20 protein-coding genes are annotated in these 17,438 nt (G+C 36.5%); 11 read left to right on the top strand and 9 right to left on the bottom strand.

The window, feature by feature from the left end; genetic code table 11:
- Nucleotides 1–20 precede the first annotated feature (20 nt).
- Entirely contained in the window at nucleotides 21–1,010 is a 990-nt protein-coding gene (locus RE431_RS06010) for an NADP-dependent oxidoreductase (protein WP_309561061.1), read from the top strand.
- A 50-nt stretch (nucleotides 1,011–1,060) separates the two neighbouring features.
- Here RE431_RS06010 and RE431_RS06005 read toward each other — a convergent pair whose 3' ends face one another.
- Together RE431_RS06005 and RE431_RS06000 are read right to left on the bottom strand one after the other, a co-directional pair.
- Nucleotides 1,061–1,810 (bottom strand): SDR family oxidoreductase, encoded by a 750-nt coding sequence (locus tag RE431_RS06005; RefSeq protein ID WP_309561060.1) that lies wholly within the window; start codon nucleotides 1,808–1,810, stop codon nucleotides 1,061–1,063.
- A 165-nt stretch (nucleotides 1,811–1,975) separates the two neighbouring features.
- Entirely contained in the window at nucleotides 1,976–2,686 is a 711-nt protein-coding gene (locus tag RE431_RS06000; protein ID WP_309561059.1) for an SDR family oxidoreductase, read from the bottom strand.
- A gap of 213 nt (nucleotides 2,687–2,899) precedes the next feature.
- On the opposite strand from RE431_RS06000, the gene RE431_RS05995 reads away from it, so the two are divergent.
- From RE431_RS05995 to RE431_RS05985, 3 genes are all read left to right on the top strand, one after another.
- Nucleotides 2,900–3,295: a hypothetical protein gene (locus RE431_RS05995; protein ID WP_309561058.1), complete on the top strand. Its 396-nt coding sequence runs from the start codon at nucleotides 2,900–2,902 to the stop codon at nucleotides 3,293–3,295.
- A gap of 58 nt (nucleotides 3,296–3,353) precedes the next feature.
- Nucleotides 3,354–3,974, top strand: a complete 621-nt coding sequence (locus tag RE431_RS05990) for a YqaA family protein (protein ID WP_309561057.1) — start codon at nucleotides 3,354–3,356, stop codon at nucleotides 3,972–3,974.
- Nucleotides 3,975–4,102: 128 nt separating this feature from the next.
- Nucleotides 4,103–4,261, top strand: a complete 159-nt coding sequence (locus RE431_RS05985) for a YqaE/Pmp3 family membrane protein (protein ID WP_072552264.1) — start codon at nucleotides 4,103–4,105, stop codon at nucleotides 4,259–4,261.
- 67 nt (nucleotides 4,262–4,328) lie between these two features.
- Here RE431_RS05985 and galE read toward each other — a convergent pair whose 3' ends face one another.
- Entirely contained in the window at nucleotides 4,329–5,372 is a 1,044-nt protein-coding gene (gene galE, locus RE431_RS05980) for a UDP-glucose 4-epimerase GalE (protein ID WP_309561056.1), read from the bottom strand.
- 143 nt (nucleotides 5,373–5,515) lie between these two features.
- Here galE and RE431_RS05975 point away from each other — a divergent pair, with 143 nt between their 5' ends.
- From RE431_RS05975 to RE431_RS05960, 4 genes are all read left to right on the top strand, one after another.
- The gene (locus tag RE431_RS05975) at nucleotides 5,516–5,800 is read left to right on the top strand and encodes a DUF3817 domain-containing protein (RefSeq protein WP_309561055.1); all 285 of its coding nucleotides are present in this window, start codon (nucleotides 5,516–5,518) and stop codon (nucleotides 5,798–5,800) included.
- 3 nt (nucleotides 5,801–5,803) lie between these two features.
- Nucleotides 5,804–7,090: a mechanosensitive ion channel family protein gene (locus RE431_RS05970; RefSeq protein ID WP_309561054.1), complete on the top strand. Its 1,287-nt coding sequence runs from the start codon at nucleotides 5,804–5,806 to the stop codon at nucleotides 7,088–7,090.
- Nucleotides 7,091–7,104: 14 nt separating this feature from the next.
- Nucleotides 7,105–8,208 carry an endonuclease/exonuclease/phosphatase family protein gene (locus RE431_RS05965; RefSeq protein WP_309561053.1) on the top strand — a complete coding sequence of 368 codons (1,104 nt, stop codon included), beginning with the start codon at nucleotides 7,105–7,107 and terminating at the stop codon, nucleotides 8,206–8,208.
- 63 nt (nucleotides 8,209–8,271) lie between these two features.
- Nucleotides 8,272–9,195, top strand: coding sequence for a mechanosensitive ion channel family protein (locus RE431_RS05960; RefSeq protein WP_309561052.1), 924 nt, complete (start codon nucleotides 8,272–8,274; stop codon nucleotides 9,193–9,195).
- A 1-nt stretch (nucleotide 9,196) separates the two neighbouring features.
- Here the strand turns inward: RE431_RS05960 and RE431_RS05955 are convergent, their stop codons facing one another.
- From RE431_RS05955 to RE431_RS05945, 3 genes are all read right to left on the bottom strand, one after another.
- A complete protein-coding gene (locus RE431_RS05955) occupies nucleotides 9,197–9,583 on the bottom strand; it encodes an acyl-CoA thioesterase (RefSeq protein WP_309561051.1) in 387 nt (128 codons plus the stop codon).
- Nucleotides 9,584–9,700: 117 nt separating this feature from the next.
- Entirely contained in the window at nucleotides 9,701–10,117 is a 417-nt protein-coding gene (locus RE431_RS05950) for an NUDIX domain-containing protein (RefSeq protein WP_309561050.1), read from the bottom strand.
- A 58-nt stretch (nucleotides 10,118–10,175) separates the two neighbouring features.
- Nucleotides 10,176–11,528 carry an NAD-dependent succinate-semialdehyde dehydrogenase gene (locus RE431_RS05945; RefSeq protein ID WP_309561049.1) on the bottom strand — a complete coding sequence of 451 codons (1,353 nt, stop codon included), beginning with the start codon at nucleotides 11,526–11,528 and terminating at the stop codon, nucleotides 10,176–10,178.
- 167 nt (nucleotides 11,529–11,695) lie between these two features.
- Between RE431_RS05945 and RE431_RS05940 the strand changes: the two genes are divergently transcribed.
- Nucleotides 11,696–12,103, top strand: coding sequence for a glyoxalase (locus RE431_RS05940; RefSeq protein ID WP_309561048.1), 408 nt, complete (start codon nucleotides 11,696–11,698; stop codon nucleotides 12,101–12,103).
- Here the strand turns inward: RE431_RS05940 and RE431_RS05935 are convergent.
- Together RE431_RS05935 and RE431_RS05930 are read right to left on the bottom strand one after the other, a co-directional pair.
- Nucleotides 12,080–12,811 carry a DUF3307 domain-containing protein gene (locus RE431_RS05935; RefSeq protein ID WP_309561047.1) on the bottom strand — a complete coding sequence of 244 codons (732 nt, stop codon included), beginning with the start codon at nucleotides 12,809–12,811 and terminating at the stop codon, nucleotides 12,080–12,082. The two genes, RE431_RS05940 and RE431_RS05935, sit on opposite strands and share 24 nt — an antisense overlap.
- The gene (locus tag RE431_RS05930; protein ID WP_309561046.1) at nucleotides 12,801–13,472 is read right to left on the bottom strand and encodes a SatD family protein; all 672 of its coding nucleotides are present in this window, start codon (nucleotides 13,470–13,472) and stop codon (nucleotides 12,801–12,803) included. The genes RE431_RS05935 and RE431_RS05930 overlap by 11 nt, the downstream gene beginning before the upstream one ends.
- A gap of 169 nt (nucleotides 13,473–13,641) precedes the next feature.
- Between RE431_RS05930 and RE431_RS05925 the strand changes: the two genes are divergently transcribed.
- The gene (locus tag RE431_RS05925; protein ID WP_309561045.1) at nucleotides 13,642–14,094 is read left to right on the top strand and encodes a transcription elongation factor; all 453 of its coding nucleotides are present in this window, start codon (nucleotides 13,642–13,644) and stop codon (nucleotides 14,092–14,094) included.
- 2 nt (nucleotides 14,095–14,096) lie between these two features.
- Here the strand turns inward: RE431_RS05925 and RE431_RS05920 are convergent, their stop codons facing one another.
- The gene (locus RE431_RS05920) at nucleotides 14,097–16,142 is read right to left on the bottom strand and encodes an HD family phosphohydrolase (protein ID WP_309561044.1); all 2,046 of its coding nucleotides are present in this window, start codon (nucleotides 16,140–16,142) and stop codon (nucleotides 14,097–14,099) included.
- Between the two features lie 113 nt (nucleotides 16,143–16,255).
- On the opposite strand from RE431_RS05920, the gene RE431_RS05915 reads away from it, so the two are divergent.
- Nucleotides 16,256–17,437, top strand: a complete 1,182-nt coding sequence (locus RE431_RS05915) for an acetyl-CoA C-acyltransferase (protein WP_309561043.1) — start codon at nucleotides 16,256–16,258, stop codon at nucleotides 17,435–17,437.
- Nucleotide 17,438: the final 1 nt, after the last annotated feature.

Below are 17,438 nucleotides of genomic sequence, written 5' to 3'. Positions count from 1 at the left end.
ATTTGAGAAAAACATTAGTTATGAACGAGCAAATAATATTAAAATCAAGACCTAAAGGAAAACCGGAATTAAAAGATTTTGAATTTCAGGAATTTGAAGAAAAGAACAGCCAGGATCTTGTTCTTGAAACTAAATATATCTCGGTTGATCCATACCTGAGAGGTAGAATGCGTGATGAAAAATCTTATATAGAGCCATTTAAAGTTGGTGAACCATTGGAATCTATGGTGGTAGCAGAAGTTACTGATTCTAAAATCGAAGATTTTAAAAAAGGTGATCACGTAATAGGAATGCTGGACTGGAAGAAAAAGCAGCATCATTCCGGAAAAGACCTGCGAAAGATCGATCCTAACATGGCTCCAGCTTCAGCCTATTTGGGAGTTTTAGGATTAACCGGACTTACGGCTTACCTGGCTCTAGATAAAATTGGAAAGTTGAAAAAAGGAGAAACCCTTTTAGTGTCAGGTGCTGCGGGAGCCGTGGGAAGTGTGGTTGGTCAAATTGGAAAAATTAAGGGTTGTCGTGTAGTTGGGATCGCCGGAAGTGATGAAAAGATCGAGCATATCCAGAAAAAATTCGGTTTTGATGCTGGTATCAATTATAAGACTACAAAGAATATGAAAGATGCGATTAAAAAAACCTGTCCAGATGGTGTAAATGTATATTTTGATAATGTAGGTGGGGAAATTCTTGATGCAGCATTACAAAACATCAATAAAGCTGCACGGATAATTAATTGTGGAGCGATATCAATTTATAATGAAACTGAAGTTCCAACAGGACCAAGACCAGAGGGAATTTTAATTAAGAAGTCGGCTTTAATGCAAGGATTTCTAGTGAGAGATCATATGGAAGATTATCAAAAAGCGATCTCAGATCTTGCCGGCTGGTTAAAGTCTGGCGATTTGAAGTATGATGAAACTATTGTTGAAGGTTTTGATAAAACACCGCAAGCCTTCATCGACATTTTTGATGGTAAGAACCTTGGAAAAATGGTAGTTAAAGTATAAAACAAAAAAAGCCCCGTTTTCGGGGCTTTTTAATTTATTTAGATGATATTTTATTGCTCTTGTTCTGTAGGCATGATATAAACATCGTTAATATTTGCACGTTTTGGCTGTGATAAGGCATAAAAGATAGATTCAGCAATATCTTCAGCTTCCAGTGGTGTCATTTCTTTAAAGTTAGATAACAATCCTTCCTTAATTTCTTCATCTGTAATCGTATCGGTAAGCTCAGTAGAAACGAATCCCGGTTCAATAGAGGTTACATTTATATTGAATTTTGGTGCTAATTCCTGTCTCAAACCTTCAGAAAACATTCTAACTGCAGATTTTGTTGCACAGTAAACCGCTCCACCCGGATACATTTTTCTTCCTGCACTTGATGAAATATTAATGATATTACCGCTCTTTTGCTCCATCATGGTTGGTAATACCGCGGCTACACCATTAAGTACACCTTTAATATTTACATCTACCATAGTATCCCATTCTTCTGTATGAAGATTTTTTACATATGATAATGGCATTAACCCGGCATTATTAATAAGACCATCTAAAGAATTAAACTCTGCCTTAGTTTTTTCTACCAGGTTTTTAAAGTCATTCTTGCTGGTCACATCTCCAGGAACTACCAATGCTTTCCCCGCATTTTCCTTATCTATTTTCGATTTTAATTCCTTAAGTCGATCTTCTCTTCTTGCCGTTAAAACCACATTTGCTCCCTCCTTAGCTAATTTCAAAGCTGTTGCTTCTCCAATTCCACTAGAGGCTCCTGTGATTACGTAAGTTTTTCCTTTAATACTCATTGCAATTTATTTTTTGTTTTTTCAAAATTAACCGAAATACGTGGGAAACCCCTTTAAAATAGAAGGGTTTGTAAATACTTTAACCCGGTTTATTAAGTCTTGTTAAAATCGAATAAAAAAAGTCCGGCAGATTATGCCGGACTTTTTACATAATTATTATTGCTATTATTTTTTTGGTGGTTGCGATGGTCGAACCTCAATTTTACTTGGCAATGTTCTTGGATTCATCTTTAAAAGATCTCCTACCAATTCACCAATATCTTCACTCTGTATTTTCCACGCATCAGCCTCAGATGGTTCATGATCGTTAAAGTGAGTCGCAACTGATCCTGGCATGATCGTACTTACCTTCACTCCTTTATCTCTTAGGTCTAGCATAACCGCTTGTGTAAATCCAGTTACTCCAAATTTACTTGCGTTATATGCTGCTCCTCCAGCGAAAAAGTTCGTGCCGGCCAGACTGGAAATAGTGATTATATAACCTTCAGATTTTTTAAGTGCATCTACACTTGCTTTAATGCTGAAGAAAACACCTGTAAGATTTGTATCTATTGTATCATTCCATTCTTCAACAGTTAGATCTTCTACAGATCCAAAGTTTCCGATCCCGGCATTCGCAACTAGAACATCTAACTGACCCCATTTATCAATCAAAGCATCTACCGCTTTTTTCTGACTGTCAAAACTTCGCACATCTGCTTCCAATCCTAATGCTTCTCCAAACGCTGATAGTTCTCCTGCAGCCTTTTCAGCAGCTGAAAGTGAGCGACTTGTAACCGCTACCCTATAGCCCATTTTTAATAATGTCTCAGCGACACCATAACCAATACCTTTACTTCCTCCGGTAATTAGAGCTGTTTTGCTATTCTTACTCATAATTCAATTTTTGTGGATTAAAGCTACTAAAGACGCATATGCCCCTGAAATTTAAAGCTCTAAGATTGTGTTAATTTTAAAGGTTAAATACTTGATAAAACCTAACAAAAGACTTTTATAGAATCGTAAAAAAACTAACTTTGTGCCATTGAAAAATTCAGCAATAATTTGAATTTTCGCAAAATCAGTACTGACTAATTTAATAGAGATACCTTGGAAAATATAAAAGCACAGAAGTTACTCAATAAGATTCAGCGCGACCTGATGCGCAACGGAATTATCACCAATACAATTGTTGAAGATCTTAAAGAACTTAGAAAACTTGTGGTTGAAGAGAACATCCCATTGCTTGCTAAAGTTACAAGGTTAACTTACGAACACATCGATGAGCATGATGACTTTTTAATTGCTATTCCAGACGATGAGCCTGTTGAGTTAGATGAAGATGCTGAAGAGGAGACTGAAGTTATAGAAACTGAAGATGTTACAGGACAGGAGAGTTTAGAATACATGCTTTCACTTATGGCTGAACATTCTAATAAAGTGAATGAAATGGAACTTCGCGATTACGTTACAGCATTAAAAGAACATGCTGGGGAAGACTACTAGTTTTCCTTTCTTCACTACTGAAGAAGTTCTGAACTTTGCTATAAAAAGAAATTGATTGATGAAAGAAGAAAAAGCGAAATCTAAAAAGAAGTCGCGAATCCGCTTATTACATCAATACTATAATTATACCGGCTTTTATTCCTTTGTATGGAATAGTTTAAAAAAAGCGGTATTACCTATCGTATTGTTCGTGGGAGCATTATGGGCTATAGACCACTTCCTTCTGGATATAGAGGACATGCTGGTTACTATAACCGAAACCTATGCTCCATTCGAAGTACTTAGCATTTTCTTTCTTTCAGAATCTCTACTGGGATTAGTTCCTCCGGAATTATTTATCGCCTGGGCAGGCAAATCTGTTAGTCCAATTCTATTTTTAACATTGCTGGCCACGGCTTCTTACCTTGGCGGTATCGTTTCTTACTGGATGGGCGTAGGAATCACCAAAATTCCTGCAGTACATGAAGCTATGGAATTAAAGATGGCCAAGCATATTAAGAATACTCGAAAATGGGGTGGATTTCTTATTATCGTTGGTGCATTACTTCCCATACCATTTGCGATGACCAGTATCGCAGCAGGTATTATAAGGTTTCCTTTTTCCAGTTATCTGATCTTCGGATTACTGAGATATGCCAGATTCTATCTGTATGCTCTGGTAATTTTTGAAATGGTTTAACTCTTTTATAACCAAACTTCTAAACTTTTCATAAGGCTTCAGGTTTCAGGTGTCAATCGTATTATCTTCGGTCTGGATAACGTGAAAGCGTTGCATAGACTAACGATTAACCATTAAAACCAAAAATTATGTCATTACTTACAATTATTCTGAATATCCTATTACCACCACTTGCTGTATTTATGAAGCATGGTCTAGGAGTAACTTTCCTTATTAGTTTATTGCTAACGGCCTTGGGTTGGATCCCAGGTGTAATTCACGCATTTCTAGTGAACGGAACGCGATAGATTTCAGATAATATCAAATAAAAAAGGCCGGTTAATTACCGGCCTTTTCTTTTGTTCTATAATTAAGTTAGTTTTCCTCTTCTTCCCTTTTTTTAACAACCAACTGCCATTTCCAGGCACTTTTTAAAGCATCATCCAGAGTTCTGTCGGCTTTCCAGTTCAATTCTTCATTAGCCTTGGTGGTATCTGCATAGGCAGCCGTTATATCACCTTCTCTTCTACCTACGATCTTATAATTCAGCTTTTCACCTGAAACCTTTTCAAATGAGTTGATTACTTCCAGTACCGAATTTCCTTTTCCAGTTCCAAGATTGAAAACTTCATAATTGCTTTTCTCCTTACCACCCATCAATCTCTGTAAAGCATTCACGTGCGCTTCAGCAAGATCCATTACATGGATGTAGTCTCTAACCGCAGTTCCATCTTCAGTAGGATAATCATCCCCAAAAACTGAAAGCTCTTCTCTCTTTCCAATTGCTGTCTGTGTGATAAAAGGAATTAGGTTTTGAGGAGTACCAATTGGCAATTCACCAATCTCTGCTGTTGGATGAGCTCCAACCGGATTGAAGTATCGTAGAGAGATCGCTTTTAACTTCTCATCAGTCCTGCAAGTATCATGAATGATCTCCTCTCCTATTTGTTTGGTATTGCCGTAAGGTGACTCAGCAGTTTTTACTGGGGCATCTTCAGTAATTGGAAGCTTATCTGCCTGACCATAAACGGTGCATGAAGAACTAAATATAAATTTAGGATTCTCTTTTTTATTCAATTCATACAAAAGGTAAACCAGTGTGCTAATATTATTTTCATAATAAAGCAATGGATTAGTTACACTTTCTCCAACCGCTTTTGAAGCTGCGAAGTGAATTACATCTTCAATGTCTGGATACTTATCAAAGAAGTTTTTTACTGCTGCTTTTTCTCTAAGATCTATATTCTCGAATTCAGGAGTTTTTCCTGTAATTTGAGTGATTCCTCCCAAAACATCTATAGACGAATTAGAAAGATTATCTATGATCACTACATCAAAACCTTCGTTTTGAAGCGCAACTACAGTGTGCGATCCAATAAACCCTAGGCCTCCAGTGACCAGTACTCTTTTATTACTCATAAATTTATTTTACGCCTGCAAATTAAGAAAAATGGCAAACTGCGAGACTCTAATTATATTAAAAACATCATAAACCTGTTCTAAGTCCTTAAGGTCATGTCTATTTTATAAATTATCTTTGTCCGTAAGTTTAAACTTTGCATATGTCTTTAAAAAGTAAGGTGAAATTATTCAAATGGATAAGTATCCTAGAAGGTACCTCTTTCCTGTTATTGTTATTCATCGCCATGCCTTTGAAATATCTTTATAATATGCCACAAATGGTACAACAGGTAGGAATGGCTCATGGTATTCTATTTATCGCCTATGTTTTAGGTGGAGTCATTTTATGGAAACCAATGAACTGGACTTTAGCTCAAATGGGAATTATCCTTGGATGCTCCGTGCTTCCTTTCGGACCATTCTTTGTTGAAAAAAAATATCTTTGATAGATGAATATTGAAGAAGGTCTTATAGACATCATATGCTTTCTCGAAGAGTTTTTTGTTGATCACGGGATGAATCCCGCGTTAGCGCTATACCTTAATTTACTGATCAATCTAATTGTGCTTACCCTGATCGTTCTGGGTATCAATTACATGATCAAGCATTTTATTATTGAAGGTTTCAAGCTCTTTACGAACAAGACCAAAACAACGCTGGATGATTTTCTTATCAAGAGTAATTTTCCAAAATATGTAGGTAGGTTTCTTCCAATTTTTGTTGTTTATAAGCTCTTCCCGCTGATCTTCAGCAATTTCCCCGATATCCTTCATGCATTTTATTTTGTACTGAAGATCTATATTATCATCCTGGTGATCTGGATTTGCAGAAGTGTTCTACGATCAACCAGAAATTATCTAAAAACCAGGGAAGAATTTAACGATAAACCACTGGAAAGTTTCAGCCAGATCATTATGATCTTTATCTGGATCGTTGGGCTAATGTTCATCTTTTCAGAGATTACTGGAAAATCTGTTGTTGGATTTGCCATTTCATTGGGTGCTGCTTCCGCAGTAATCCTTTTGATCTTTAAGGATACTATTCTTGGGCTTGTGGCTTCCATTCAGGTTTCAGTAAATGATATTGTAAGAATTGGAGACTGGATCACCTTTGAAAAATTTGGTGCAGATGGTACCGTAACCGAGATCAACCTGGCAACAGTTCGGGTTCAGAACTGGGACAATACCTTTACAACCATCCCAACTTACAGCCTTATTTCAGATTCATTCCAGAACTGGAGGGGAATGCAGGAATCTCCGGGAAGGAGAATCAAAAGATCGGTTTATATCAAGCAGAATTCTGTGAAATTTCTTACTTCTGAAAAGATCGAAGAACTGAAGAAAATTAAGCTTATTGCCCCATACCTGGAGACCAAACAATCTGAAATTGATAAATACAATGAATCTAATAATGTAGACAAGAGTTTACTTATTAACGGTAGAAACCAAACAAATCTTGGGATCTTCAGAAAATATGCCGACACTTACCTACATGAACATTCTGCAGTTCATAAAGAAATGTACATTATAGTTAGACATCTGGCACCAACGGCCAATGGAATACCTCTGGAAATACTTTGTTTTAGCAGAGATAAACGATGGGAAAATTTTGAGTATATTTCCGCTGATATTTTTGATCATTTAATTGCGGCCATTCCCTATTTTGATCTTCAATTATTTGAAGCACCTTCAGGTGATGATTTTCGAGATTATCTGGGAAAAAGATCTGAATCTTAACTAACGAACCAACCATGAAATTAAAACCATTCCTACAGGGCTTCGGTATCCTGGCAGTTGTTATTACCTTAATTCCACTTATCGCTGCTGACTTCTGGTGGATTAGAATGTTTGATTATCCACACATTCAACTTACGCTTTTAACCTTAACCGCAATTGCCGCCTATTTTTTCAGGTTTGAAATTAGATCCTGGAGAGATTATACTTTTATGGCTGTACTGGTTGCATGTTTCGTTTTCCAGTTTGGAAAGATCTATCCTTATACTCCAATGGCTCCATATGACGTAGGTAAGCCTACTGAAGCGGTAAATGAAGAGACAGGATTTAGATTACTAACATCCAATGTGTTACAGAAAAATAAAAAGACAGATCTTATGATCCAGGAGATGAAAAAACTGGATCCAGATGTAGCTGTTTTTACAGAAACCGATCTTGCTTGGAGCAATGCAATTAAAAAAGGTTTAGGCTCTAATTATCCTTATAAGGTAGAAGTCCCATTAGACAATACTTATGGAATGTTGCTGTATTCAAAATTCAAATTGAATAGAACCGAAGTAAAGTATGTCGTTGATGATAGCATACCATCCATTCATACAGAAATTGAATTAAGGTCTGGAGATCGAGTACAATTACACGCAATTCACCCAACTCCACCAATGCCTCAACACAACCCATCTTCTTCAGACAGAGATGCTGAAATGATGAAAACTGCTTTGGAAGCAAGAGATTCAGAAATTCCGGTTATTGTAATTGGTGATTTCAATGATGTTGCCTGGTCTAATACTACTAGCATGTTTCAGTCGGTTGGTGAATTACTTGACGTTAGAAAAGGTCGTAGTTTCTATAATACCTTTAATGCCACTAGTTTCATAATGCGCTGGTCTTTAGATCACATATTTGTTTCTGAAGAATTCAGAGTAAAGGACATAAATACTGGAGATGATATAGAGTCTGATCACTTTCCTTATTATGCAGATCTTTATCTTCAAAAGGAGCTTGCAGATGAGCAAAAGCCGGAACCTGCAAGTGATGAAGAAATTAAGGACGCGAAGGAACAAATTGCTGACGAAGAGAAAGAAAACTCTGAAAAAGGCCAGAATGGTTCGAGTAATCAGTAAAAACTAACATTTTATTGGGACAATCTGTTTGCTCTAATTTTTATTTTTAGAGAAAACCAATCCATGCAAAATTCTGTAGAAGCAGAAACCGAGACGCTTTCTGAATCTTTCAAACAATTTTATAACAATTTTATTGACCAATTACCTGGAATAGGATTAGGACTTCTCATCATAATTCTAGGTGTATTAGTCGGTATCTGGCTCGGAAGGTTTTTCAGAAGAAGGATATCTGCAAGAACTTCAGATCCTTTAATGAGCCGGTTCCTGGGCAAGGCTATTAGATTTATTGTAATAGTTACAGCTATAATGCTGGCTTTACAGGCAGCGGGTCTTGGTGGAATAGCCACAGGAATTCTAACTGCAGCGGGTGCGAGTGCAGTTGTACTGGGATTTGCATTTAAAGATATTGGCGAAAACTTTATCGCCGGAATCATATTAGCCTTTAACAGGCCGTTCGATGTAGAAGACACCGTAGAAATTGGCGATAATTTCGGAAAAGTAAAAGCACTTGAATTTAGATACACTAAGCTAAAAACGTTCGACGGAAAAGACGTTTATATTCCTAATAGTGATGTGCTTACAGAACCTGTAACCAATTACACTGAAGATGGCTTTTACAGATGGACCTTCACGATCGGGATTGCCTACGAAGATAATATTGATGGTGCAAAAAAGACCGTAATGGAAGCTTTACGCGGTGAGCCTATGGTTATTGAAGATGAAGACCATCAGAATTTTGTAATTGAAGATGAACTTGCAACAAGCACGGTCAATTTGAAAGTATTTTTCTGGGTAGACACCAAGGACTTCAGAATGCAGGCAATGATAACGAAGGGTAATGTTGTTAGAGTTGTAAAAGAAGCTCTAGAGGACAATGGTTACTACATGCCGGCAGATATTCAAGAAATCAAGTTATATGGCGGTGAAAAAGAATTTCCAGTTAGACTTGCTACTAATCCGGAAGTAACAAATGGTTCAGAAAAATAGTTTATTTCAATCTATCCTTTACAAATTCGATCTCTGTTTTACCGTGAGGTTTTGGCTTCCCAGCCTCATCCAATGCTACCATGACAATTTTATCTACAGTAATAATAGTTTCCCTTGTCATCTTATTTCTAACCTCACATTTCAGAGTTAAAGAAGCAGAACCAAATTTTTCAACCTCGATTCCAATCTCGATAATATCTCCCTGGTGAGCAGAACTTCTGAAATCTATTTCACTCATGTATTTGGTGACCGTTTTTGGATTTTCCAATTGAACAATACTGTACAAAGCACATTCTTCATCTATCCATTCTAACAGTCGACCTCCAAACAAAGTCCCATTTGGATTTAGATCTTCAGGTTTTATCCATTTTCTAGTGTGAAATCTCATGTTTTTATTTCGAAATTAAACAGAATTCCTGCTAAATAAAAGACAACTTCATAGATTTACTTAATTCTCAAAATGATAGAAAAAATATGATAATTTCGAATTTTGATATATAGTTCATTACAGAAATTGCTGTGCAACATTGATAATTTCATCATGATCAAAGGCAAGCTTCATCGTATGTAACTTTTCTATCGCAAACCATTTAGCATCTTTGGCATCATCTGATGGCTTTAGATCTTCCTCGCAAAAAATACGACTTAGAAATGCAATGGAGATCGTATGTCCTCTGGGATCTCTTCCTGGCTTTCCAAATGCCTGAACCTGTTGCATAGACTTAACCTTCACTCCGGTTTCTTCAAATAGTTCTCTTTTTGCAGCAGTTTCGAGGTCTTCACCTTCGTTAACAAATCCTCCTGGTAAAGCCCATTCATCTTTAAATGGGTCCTTTTTTCGTTGTATTAATAAAACTTTGAACTGATTGTTAACTTTACAGAAAACAACGCTATCTACAGTTACAGATATTTTTTGTGCCATATATCTTTTATATTTTTAGGGTTACAACCCTTATTCAAGTTCATTTCTCGTTACGCAATTATTTAAAATAAACCGTTTTTCGGTTTACAAACTCCCTAATACCATCTTCTGAAAGCTCTCTACCGTAACCTGAGATCTTTGTTCCTCCAAAAGGTAATCTTGGGTCACTTTTAACAAGTTCATTCACGAAAACAGCTCCATCTTCAAATTCTGGTACTATTTCTTCAGCAAACTTCATGTCTTCAGTAAATATGGAAACTCCAAGACCAAAATCTGATATGTTAACCAGATCGATGGCCTCCTGATCATTTTTAAAAATGGTAACACCAATCGCAGGTCCAAAAGTTTCCTCTTTAAACATGCTCATTTCTGAAGTTACTCCGGTTAAAATCGTGGGTTCCATATAAGCCTTATCCCGCTTACCTCCTAAGATGATCTTGGCTCCGTCTTTAACCGAATCCTTAATTTGTTTTTCTAAGTCTTCCGCCAGATCTTCACGAGCCAATGTCCCGATAAAAGTATCTTCATCCATTGGATCGCCACTTTTCAGTTCTCTCACTTGTTTCACAAATTCATCCATGAATTTATCTTCGATACTTTCATGAAGAATCAATCTTTTCCCAGCGATACAGCTTTGTCCTGTATTCTGAAACCTGGCCTGAACACAGGTTTTCACAGTTTCAGAAATATTAGCGTCCTTAAAAACGACCAAGGCGTTGCTACCACCAAGCTCCAAAACTGACTTTTTTATTTCATCACTAGCTGCAGATGCCACCGCAGATCCTGCGGGTTTACTACCGGTTAAGGTTACAGCTTTAACCCGTGGATCTCTGATAATATTTTCAATTTTACTACTACTTAAAACCAAATTCTGAAAACATGAATCTGGAAATCCGGCTCTTTCAAATACTTTTTGAATGTTGTTTGCCGATCTCATAACATTACTGGCGTGCTTTAGAATACCAATATTTCCGGCCATTAATGCTGGTGCAGCAAACCTGAAAACCTGCCAGAAAGGATAATTCCAGGGCATTACCGCAAGCACTACTCCTATTGGTTCATAATTTACATAACTCTTGGTAGCATCGGTTTTAATTGATTTTGAAGCTAAATGCTTTTCAGTATTTTCAGCATAATATTCGCAAACCCAGGCGCATTTCTCAATTTCAGCTATAGACTGTGTAATGGGCTTTCCCATTTCCAGGCTGATATCGCGGGCATATTCTTCTTTATTATCTTTCAATTCTGAAGCAGCCCTTTTCATAAGATCTGCCCTTTCCTTGAAAGAGGTTTTTCTCCAATTCTTAAATCTGGAATTTGCTTTTTCCAGTGCATCATCTATTTCAGGTTTGGTTAGCTCCTTGAATTTTTCAATGCTTTCTCCTGTATATGGATTTTTTGATTCGATCATTCTTTAATAAACTTTAGCTTTTCTTTTCAATATAATAAGATGAATAGAAGAATAACGGGCGATTAAGACAGATTTAACTCCTATTGTTTATAAACGGTTTACAAGTCAAATTACTGTACAGTAAATGCAGCATATTAATTAATTATATTTAAGAAACATTACTTGCCATGAGTCCGAGAGATATTAACCTAGTGGATCTAAGGCCTGAGATCCCTTCAGCAAGAATCACCGATAACATGAGTTCTGATGAAAGGTTTCAAAACGAAACCCTTCGTCCTGTGGCCAAATTACAGGATGAACTTTTATTGGCTGTTTTCAGAAATTACATTAAAAAACACAAGAATAAGTTCTACGAGCTTAAGCTTGAAAAGAGGTTTGAGTACATTGAGAATGCCATTCAGCGTGATATTAAATTCAGAAATAGCCTGAAGGGTGTCATTATTGGTCAATTTACCTTAGATGAATATGATGCTTATATCGAAAATTCATCAGCGCTGAATAAAAGAATGATGAATATAGTAAAGGAGAGGATCCAGAGCAATATTCAGCTTTTAGAAAGCAATATGGCGTATTAAGAAACCAACCAGGATTGTTATCGTAAAACTCATAAGTGTTCCTATGAGAACATATTCCGTTTGCTTTCTCGCGCCAGTTTCAGATTTATCGCTAAAGCGTAATATAGATTTTGCTGCGATAAGAAAACCTATAGCTGAAAAGTTTCCGGTAAGAATAAAAGTGAGCACTAAAACTCTTTCAAAGATACCAATATAGCGCCCGGCTGCATCAAGACTGTTCTTTTTGAGATCATCTTCAACCTCGTTCTGCCAGCGTTTGGTAGCTTTCCCTATTAGAAACCCAGTCGGGAACATGATGATCAGAAAACCAATAAGATAAGCCAAAACAACCTCAGAATGGATTACATTTTTTAAGAAAGGTATTATTCTATCAAAACCTGAAATAAGGAATAACCAGGCGATCAAGATCATCAATAAATGTAATAGCTGATCTGAAACGAACATTTTAAGATCATCATTTTTGAACTGAAGTTTCCAGAGATCTATAAAAAAATGAGTTACAGCAATAAAAACCGCTATATACCACCACTCCAACTTTGCCAAAATTATCAAAGTAAGTAAACCAGCTATTGCCGCATGAATATACAGGTAAGCTGATTTTCCTTTATTTCTTCTTTTATGTTTTACCCAGCCCGTAGGCTGTATAACAAAATCTGTAATGATGTGCGCCAACAGCAATTGTAATAAGATTAGTATACTATTCTCCATTAGAAAAATGTTCTTTGGTTACAAATTCATAACGGGTTAGTAATTTTTCAATTGCATCCCATCCTGCGGCTTTTTTTCTTTGATTAACCGCAGACTGGCTTATCCCTAATTCTGCAGCTATATCAGCTTCCTTAAGATCTCTCAAGAGATAATAGATCACTTCGGCTGAAGCAGTACTCCATTTGTCAGCGATTGTATCAAATAATAGTAAAGATGTATCAAACTCGTTATTTACATTCTCAACAGGAGTTTTTAATTGGATCTTTCGATTTTCTTTTTTCATTTCATCCAGTGTTCTGCCGGAATACTGAAATGCCTGTCCGTTAGCCTCCATAATAGAATCTCGCTTAAAATCGTAAGTACCAATTCCAATTGCAAGTCTTAGATCTGCTTCTTTTCGAAAGGCTTTATTTACTTCATCTTCATGCAGGTGAATTCTGTTAATAGAAGTCTTTAATTGAATGGCAACTTTAAGCGCTTTTCCAGGATCATATATAATTCCCTGGAAACTATCTCCTCTAAATATTTTAAATCCTGAATCCTCTGGAAACAATTTATTAATAAGCTTAAACTCTTGATTTAAAGAATTAATCACCTTCTCCAGAAGTTCTTGAGAATAACTGGTTGACGAGAGTAAATCGGCTGAAATAACGGCTATCATAATTCAAATATAATAAAAATAAGTTTAAAGGCTTATTTTAAACGATAATAAGTTCATATGCTTATTTATTGATTTTTCCTTAATCGATGTCGATATTAAATATTTGCTAAAACTTCTTTAAGCAAATTATGCTTGAGTAATTTTAATTCAAATAAGAAATCTAAACAAAATGGTAGCTAATAAAGAAGAATTATATTTTAAATGCCTGGATACTGTAAACAGGCAGATCAAGAAGTATGAGAATGAAATGGATCAGATAAAGGAATCTATGGAAAACAACGATGCTCATACAGATTATGACGAAGATGACAGTAAAGGTCAGTTGTTAGGAGATTTTGAGAAGTATGCAGAATACCTCGATAATTCAAGGAAGATGAAGGAGAAATTAGACCGAATTGATAAAAAACATTACACAGAACAGATAGATTTTGGAAGTGTAGTGGAAACCACGGAAAACTATTACTTTATATCCGCCGCTCTTGGTAAGATCACTCTGGATGAAGGAAGTACTGTTTATGCAATTTCAACAGATGCTCCGATCTACCAGGAAATGAAAGGAAAAAAAGCTGGAGAAAGCTTTAAATTTCAGGACAAAGAACAAAAGATCCTAAACGTACACTAAAATTATTCAGGATATTCAATACGCAGATGGTAGATATTCTTAAGCTTACGCTTCAGGATTTTCTTTACCATCTGTATTTCTTTAAAAGTGATATTAGAATTCAGGAATTGCCCCTCCTCCATTTGCTTATCAATTATTTTCTCTACAAAATTGTCTATAAGTACAGAAGTTGGTTCCTTCAAACTCTTACTAGCCGCTTCCACACTATCACACATCATTAAAATCGCAGTTTCTTTACTAAACGGAATCGGGCCCGGATATCTAAAATCTTCAGCAGAGGTATTTTCATTCGCTTCCTTTTCCTTCATATAGAAATAATACACCGTACTGGTTCCGTGATGGGTTCTGATAAAATCTATAACCCTGTCTGGAAGATTATTCTTTTTAGCGATCTCAATTCCTTTGATCACATGCTCGATGATAATTTGTGCGCTTTCGCGTGGGGAAAGTTCATCATGTGAATTCACAGAAGTCGTTTGATTCTCTGTGAAATAAGTTGGATTGTGCATTTTGCCGATATCGTGATATAAGGCTCCAACCCTGGCTAGCATGGCATTTGCATTGATCTCATTAGCCGCCGCTTCAGCAAGATTGGCCACATTTAAACTATGATGAAAAGTTCCGGGAGCTTTTTCTGCCAATTCCTTTAATAATTTTGAATTGGTATCTGATAATTCGAGTAAAGACATATCGCTCACCATTCCGAAGATCTTTTCGTAAACGTAGATCATTGGCTGAACAAAAAGAGTGGCCAATCCTCCAAGTAAGAAGGTTAGAAAAACCTCCGGCTTCATATCATCAATATTCCCTTCCTGAATCACCGTAAAAGCAAAATATGCAATGATATATACCAGGGTAATTTGCCCAACTGAAATAAACAGGTTCGCTCTTTTATATAGCTCACTTACGGTCAAAATTGTTACAATACCAGCGATGATCTGAAGGAACATATATTCGTAGCTATTCGGCACAATAAAACCGAGAAGCAAAACGGTGATCACGTGAGTAAACAGTCCTAGCCTTGCATCAAAAAATGCTTTCAGCGTTAAAGGCAGAATACATAAAGGAACCACATAAACATAATCAATATTGAAGTTCACTGCCAGCGTGGTTAGCATCACCATGAATATAATATTGAAGAATATGAAAGTCACCTTAACGTTATTCTCAAAAATGCTAATACGATATTTACGCATGAAAAGCAACAACATTAATAATGCTAATGCTACGAGCGTACTGTAACCAACAAGGATCCAGTTATAATTGGTCTGACTCCAGACCTGTGATTCATATTCTGCTTTTAATGATCGTAAAATGTTGTATTTGTTTCCTTCTACAACCTCACCTTTAGCGATGATCCTGCTCCCCTGCTCAATGATACCTCGGGTATATGAAATATTATTTAGTTTGCTTTCCAGCTCCTTTTGAGTTAGCTGATTATTGAAAGTAACGTTAGGCTCTACAGAATTAAAAAACACTTCAAGCAATTCTGTTTTGAAAGAAGAAAATCCGGCATTTGCAATTTCTTCACTTAAAAATCCGCGAATCTGGTTTTGTTTCAGAATTCTTCGATAGGCAACTTCTGAAGCTTCATTTCCTTTCAGCAAATAAACCAACTGATCGGGATCCAGCCGCTCACTCTCCTGTAAAAGTCCGAATTCATAGATTTCATTTACCGTTTTTGTAACAAAATCATCAATGATACTTTCATACACTCTGAGCGTAGTGTCTGGAAATACATTTTTAACCTCATTCAGGGCGTCCTCATTAACCTTTTCGGGCTTCTCGGCATCAAAATTATAATAAGGAATATGAGATTTGGTAATATCCTGCTTTTCAGCAGCAACTTCTTCATCTGTCTTTAGAATGGCAAAATCAAACGGAGCGTAAAGGTTCTCGTATTGCCAAGGCTTTCCCTTAGGGATGTCGTATTTAAATTTACCGCCTTTCGGAAGCAGGTAAACGATTAATACTGAGGTAAGCACAAACAGGAAAACTTTATAAAAAAGCGCCTGATTTTTGTACAGCTTATTAACGAAATCGCTCATAGATATTCAGGTAATGCTCAAATGTAGTAAAAATAGGTCTGAATAAGCTTAGGTTATTTAATTCCTTATAAAATCACTAACTTCGCAACTCTTGAATTAATTAAACTTAAAACATGAATAAAGAAGTAGTAATAGTAAGCGCTGCGAGAACTCCAATAGGAAGTTTTCTTGGCAGCTTATCAAGCATTCCAGCCACAAAATTAGGTTCTATTGCCATTAAAGGAGCATTAGAAAAAATCAATTTAAAACCTGAATTAGTTGAAGAGGTTTTAATGGGTAATGTGGTTCAGGCTGGAAATGGTCAGGCTCCGGCCAGACAGGCTTCTCTTGGTGCAGGAATTCCAGATACAGTACCATGTACAACAGTAAATAAGGTTTGTGCCAGCGGTATGAAAACAGTAATGCAGGGAGCACAATCTATCATGCTAGGCGACGCTTCTATAGTTGTAGCCGGTGGAATGGAAAATATGAGCCTGATACCGCATTATGTTCATATGAGAAACGGAAAGAAATTTGGTCCTGCAACATTAGAGGACGGAATGCAGAAGGATGGATTGGTTGATGCTTATGACAATAATGCCATGGGTGTATGCGCTGACCTTTGTGCAACTGAACATAATTTCTCCAGAGAAGAACAGGATGATTTTGCAATTCAGTCTTATGAAAGATCTGCAAAAGCATGGAAAGAAGGAAAATTTGATAATGAAGTTGTTCCGGTAGAAGTACCTCAGAGAAAAGGAGATTCTATCATAGTAAAAGAAGATGAGGAATTCAAAAATATTAAACTAGAAAAGATACCTCAGTTAAGGGCAGCGTTTTCTAAGGAAGGAACAGTGACTGCTGCTAACGCCTCTACTATTAATGATGGAGCTGGTGCAGTTGTTCTTATGAGCAGAGAAAAAGCTGATGAACTTGGCTTAAAACCTCTAGCAACTATAAAAAGTTTTGCAGATGCTGCAACTGAGCCAAAATGGTTCACTACTGCGCCATCTAAAGCCCTTCCAAAAGCTATCGCAAAAGCAGGAATAGATCTTAAAGATGTTGACTATTTTGAATTCAATGAAGCTTTCTCTGTAGTGGGACTAGCCAACATGAAAATATTAGGATTAAATGATTCAAATACTAATGTTAATGGTGGAGCCGTTTCATTAGGACACCCTCTTGGTTGTAGTGGTGTTAGAATTTTAATTACGCTTTTGAACGTATTAGAACAAAATAACGGAAAATTAGGAGCAGCAGCCATTTGTAATGGTGGCGGCGGAGCTTCTGCAATGGTGATTGAACGTAATTCCTAAA

The sequence above is a fragment of the Christiangramia sediminicola genome, from assembly GCF_031344135.1.
GTDB classification, from domain to species: domain Bacteria; phylum Bacteroidota; class Bacteroidia; order Flavobacteriales; family Flavobacteriaceae; genus Christiangramia; species Christiangramia sediminicola.
The sequence above is the reverse complement of the archived record's forward strand: the minus strand, read 5'-3'. Positions and strand labels throughout refer to the sequence as shown.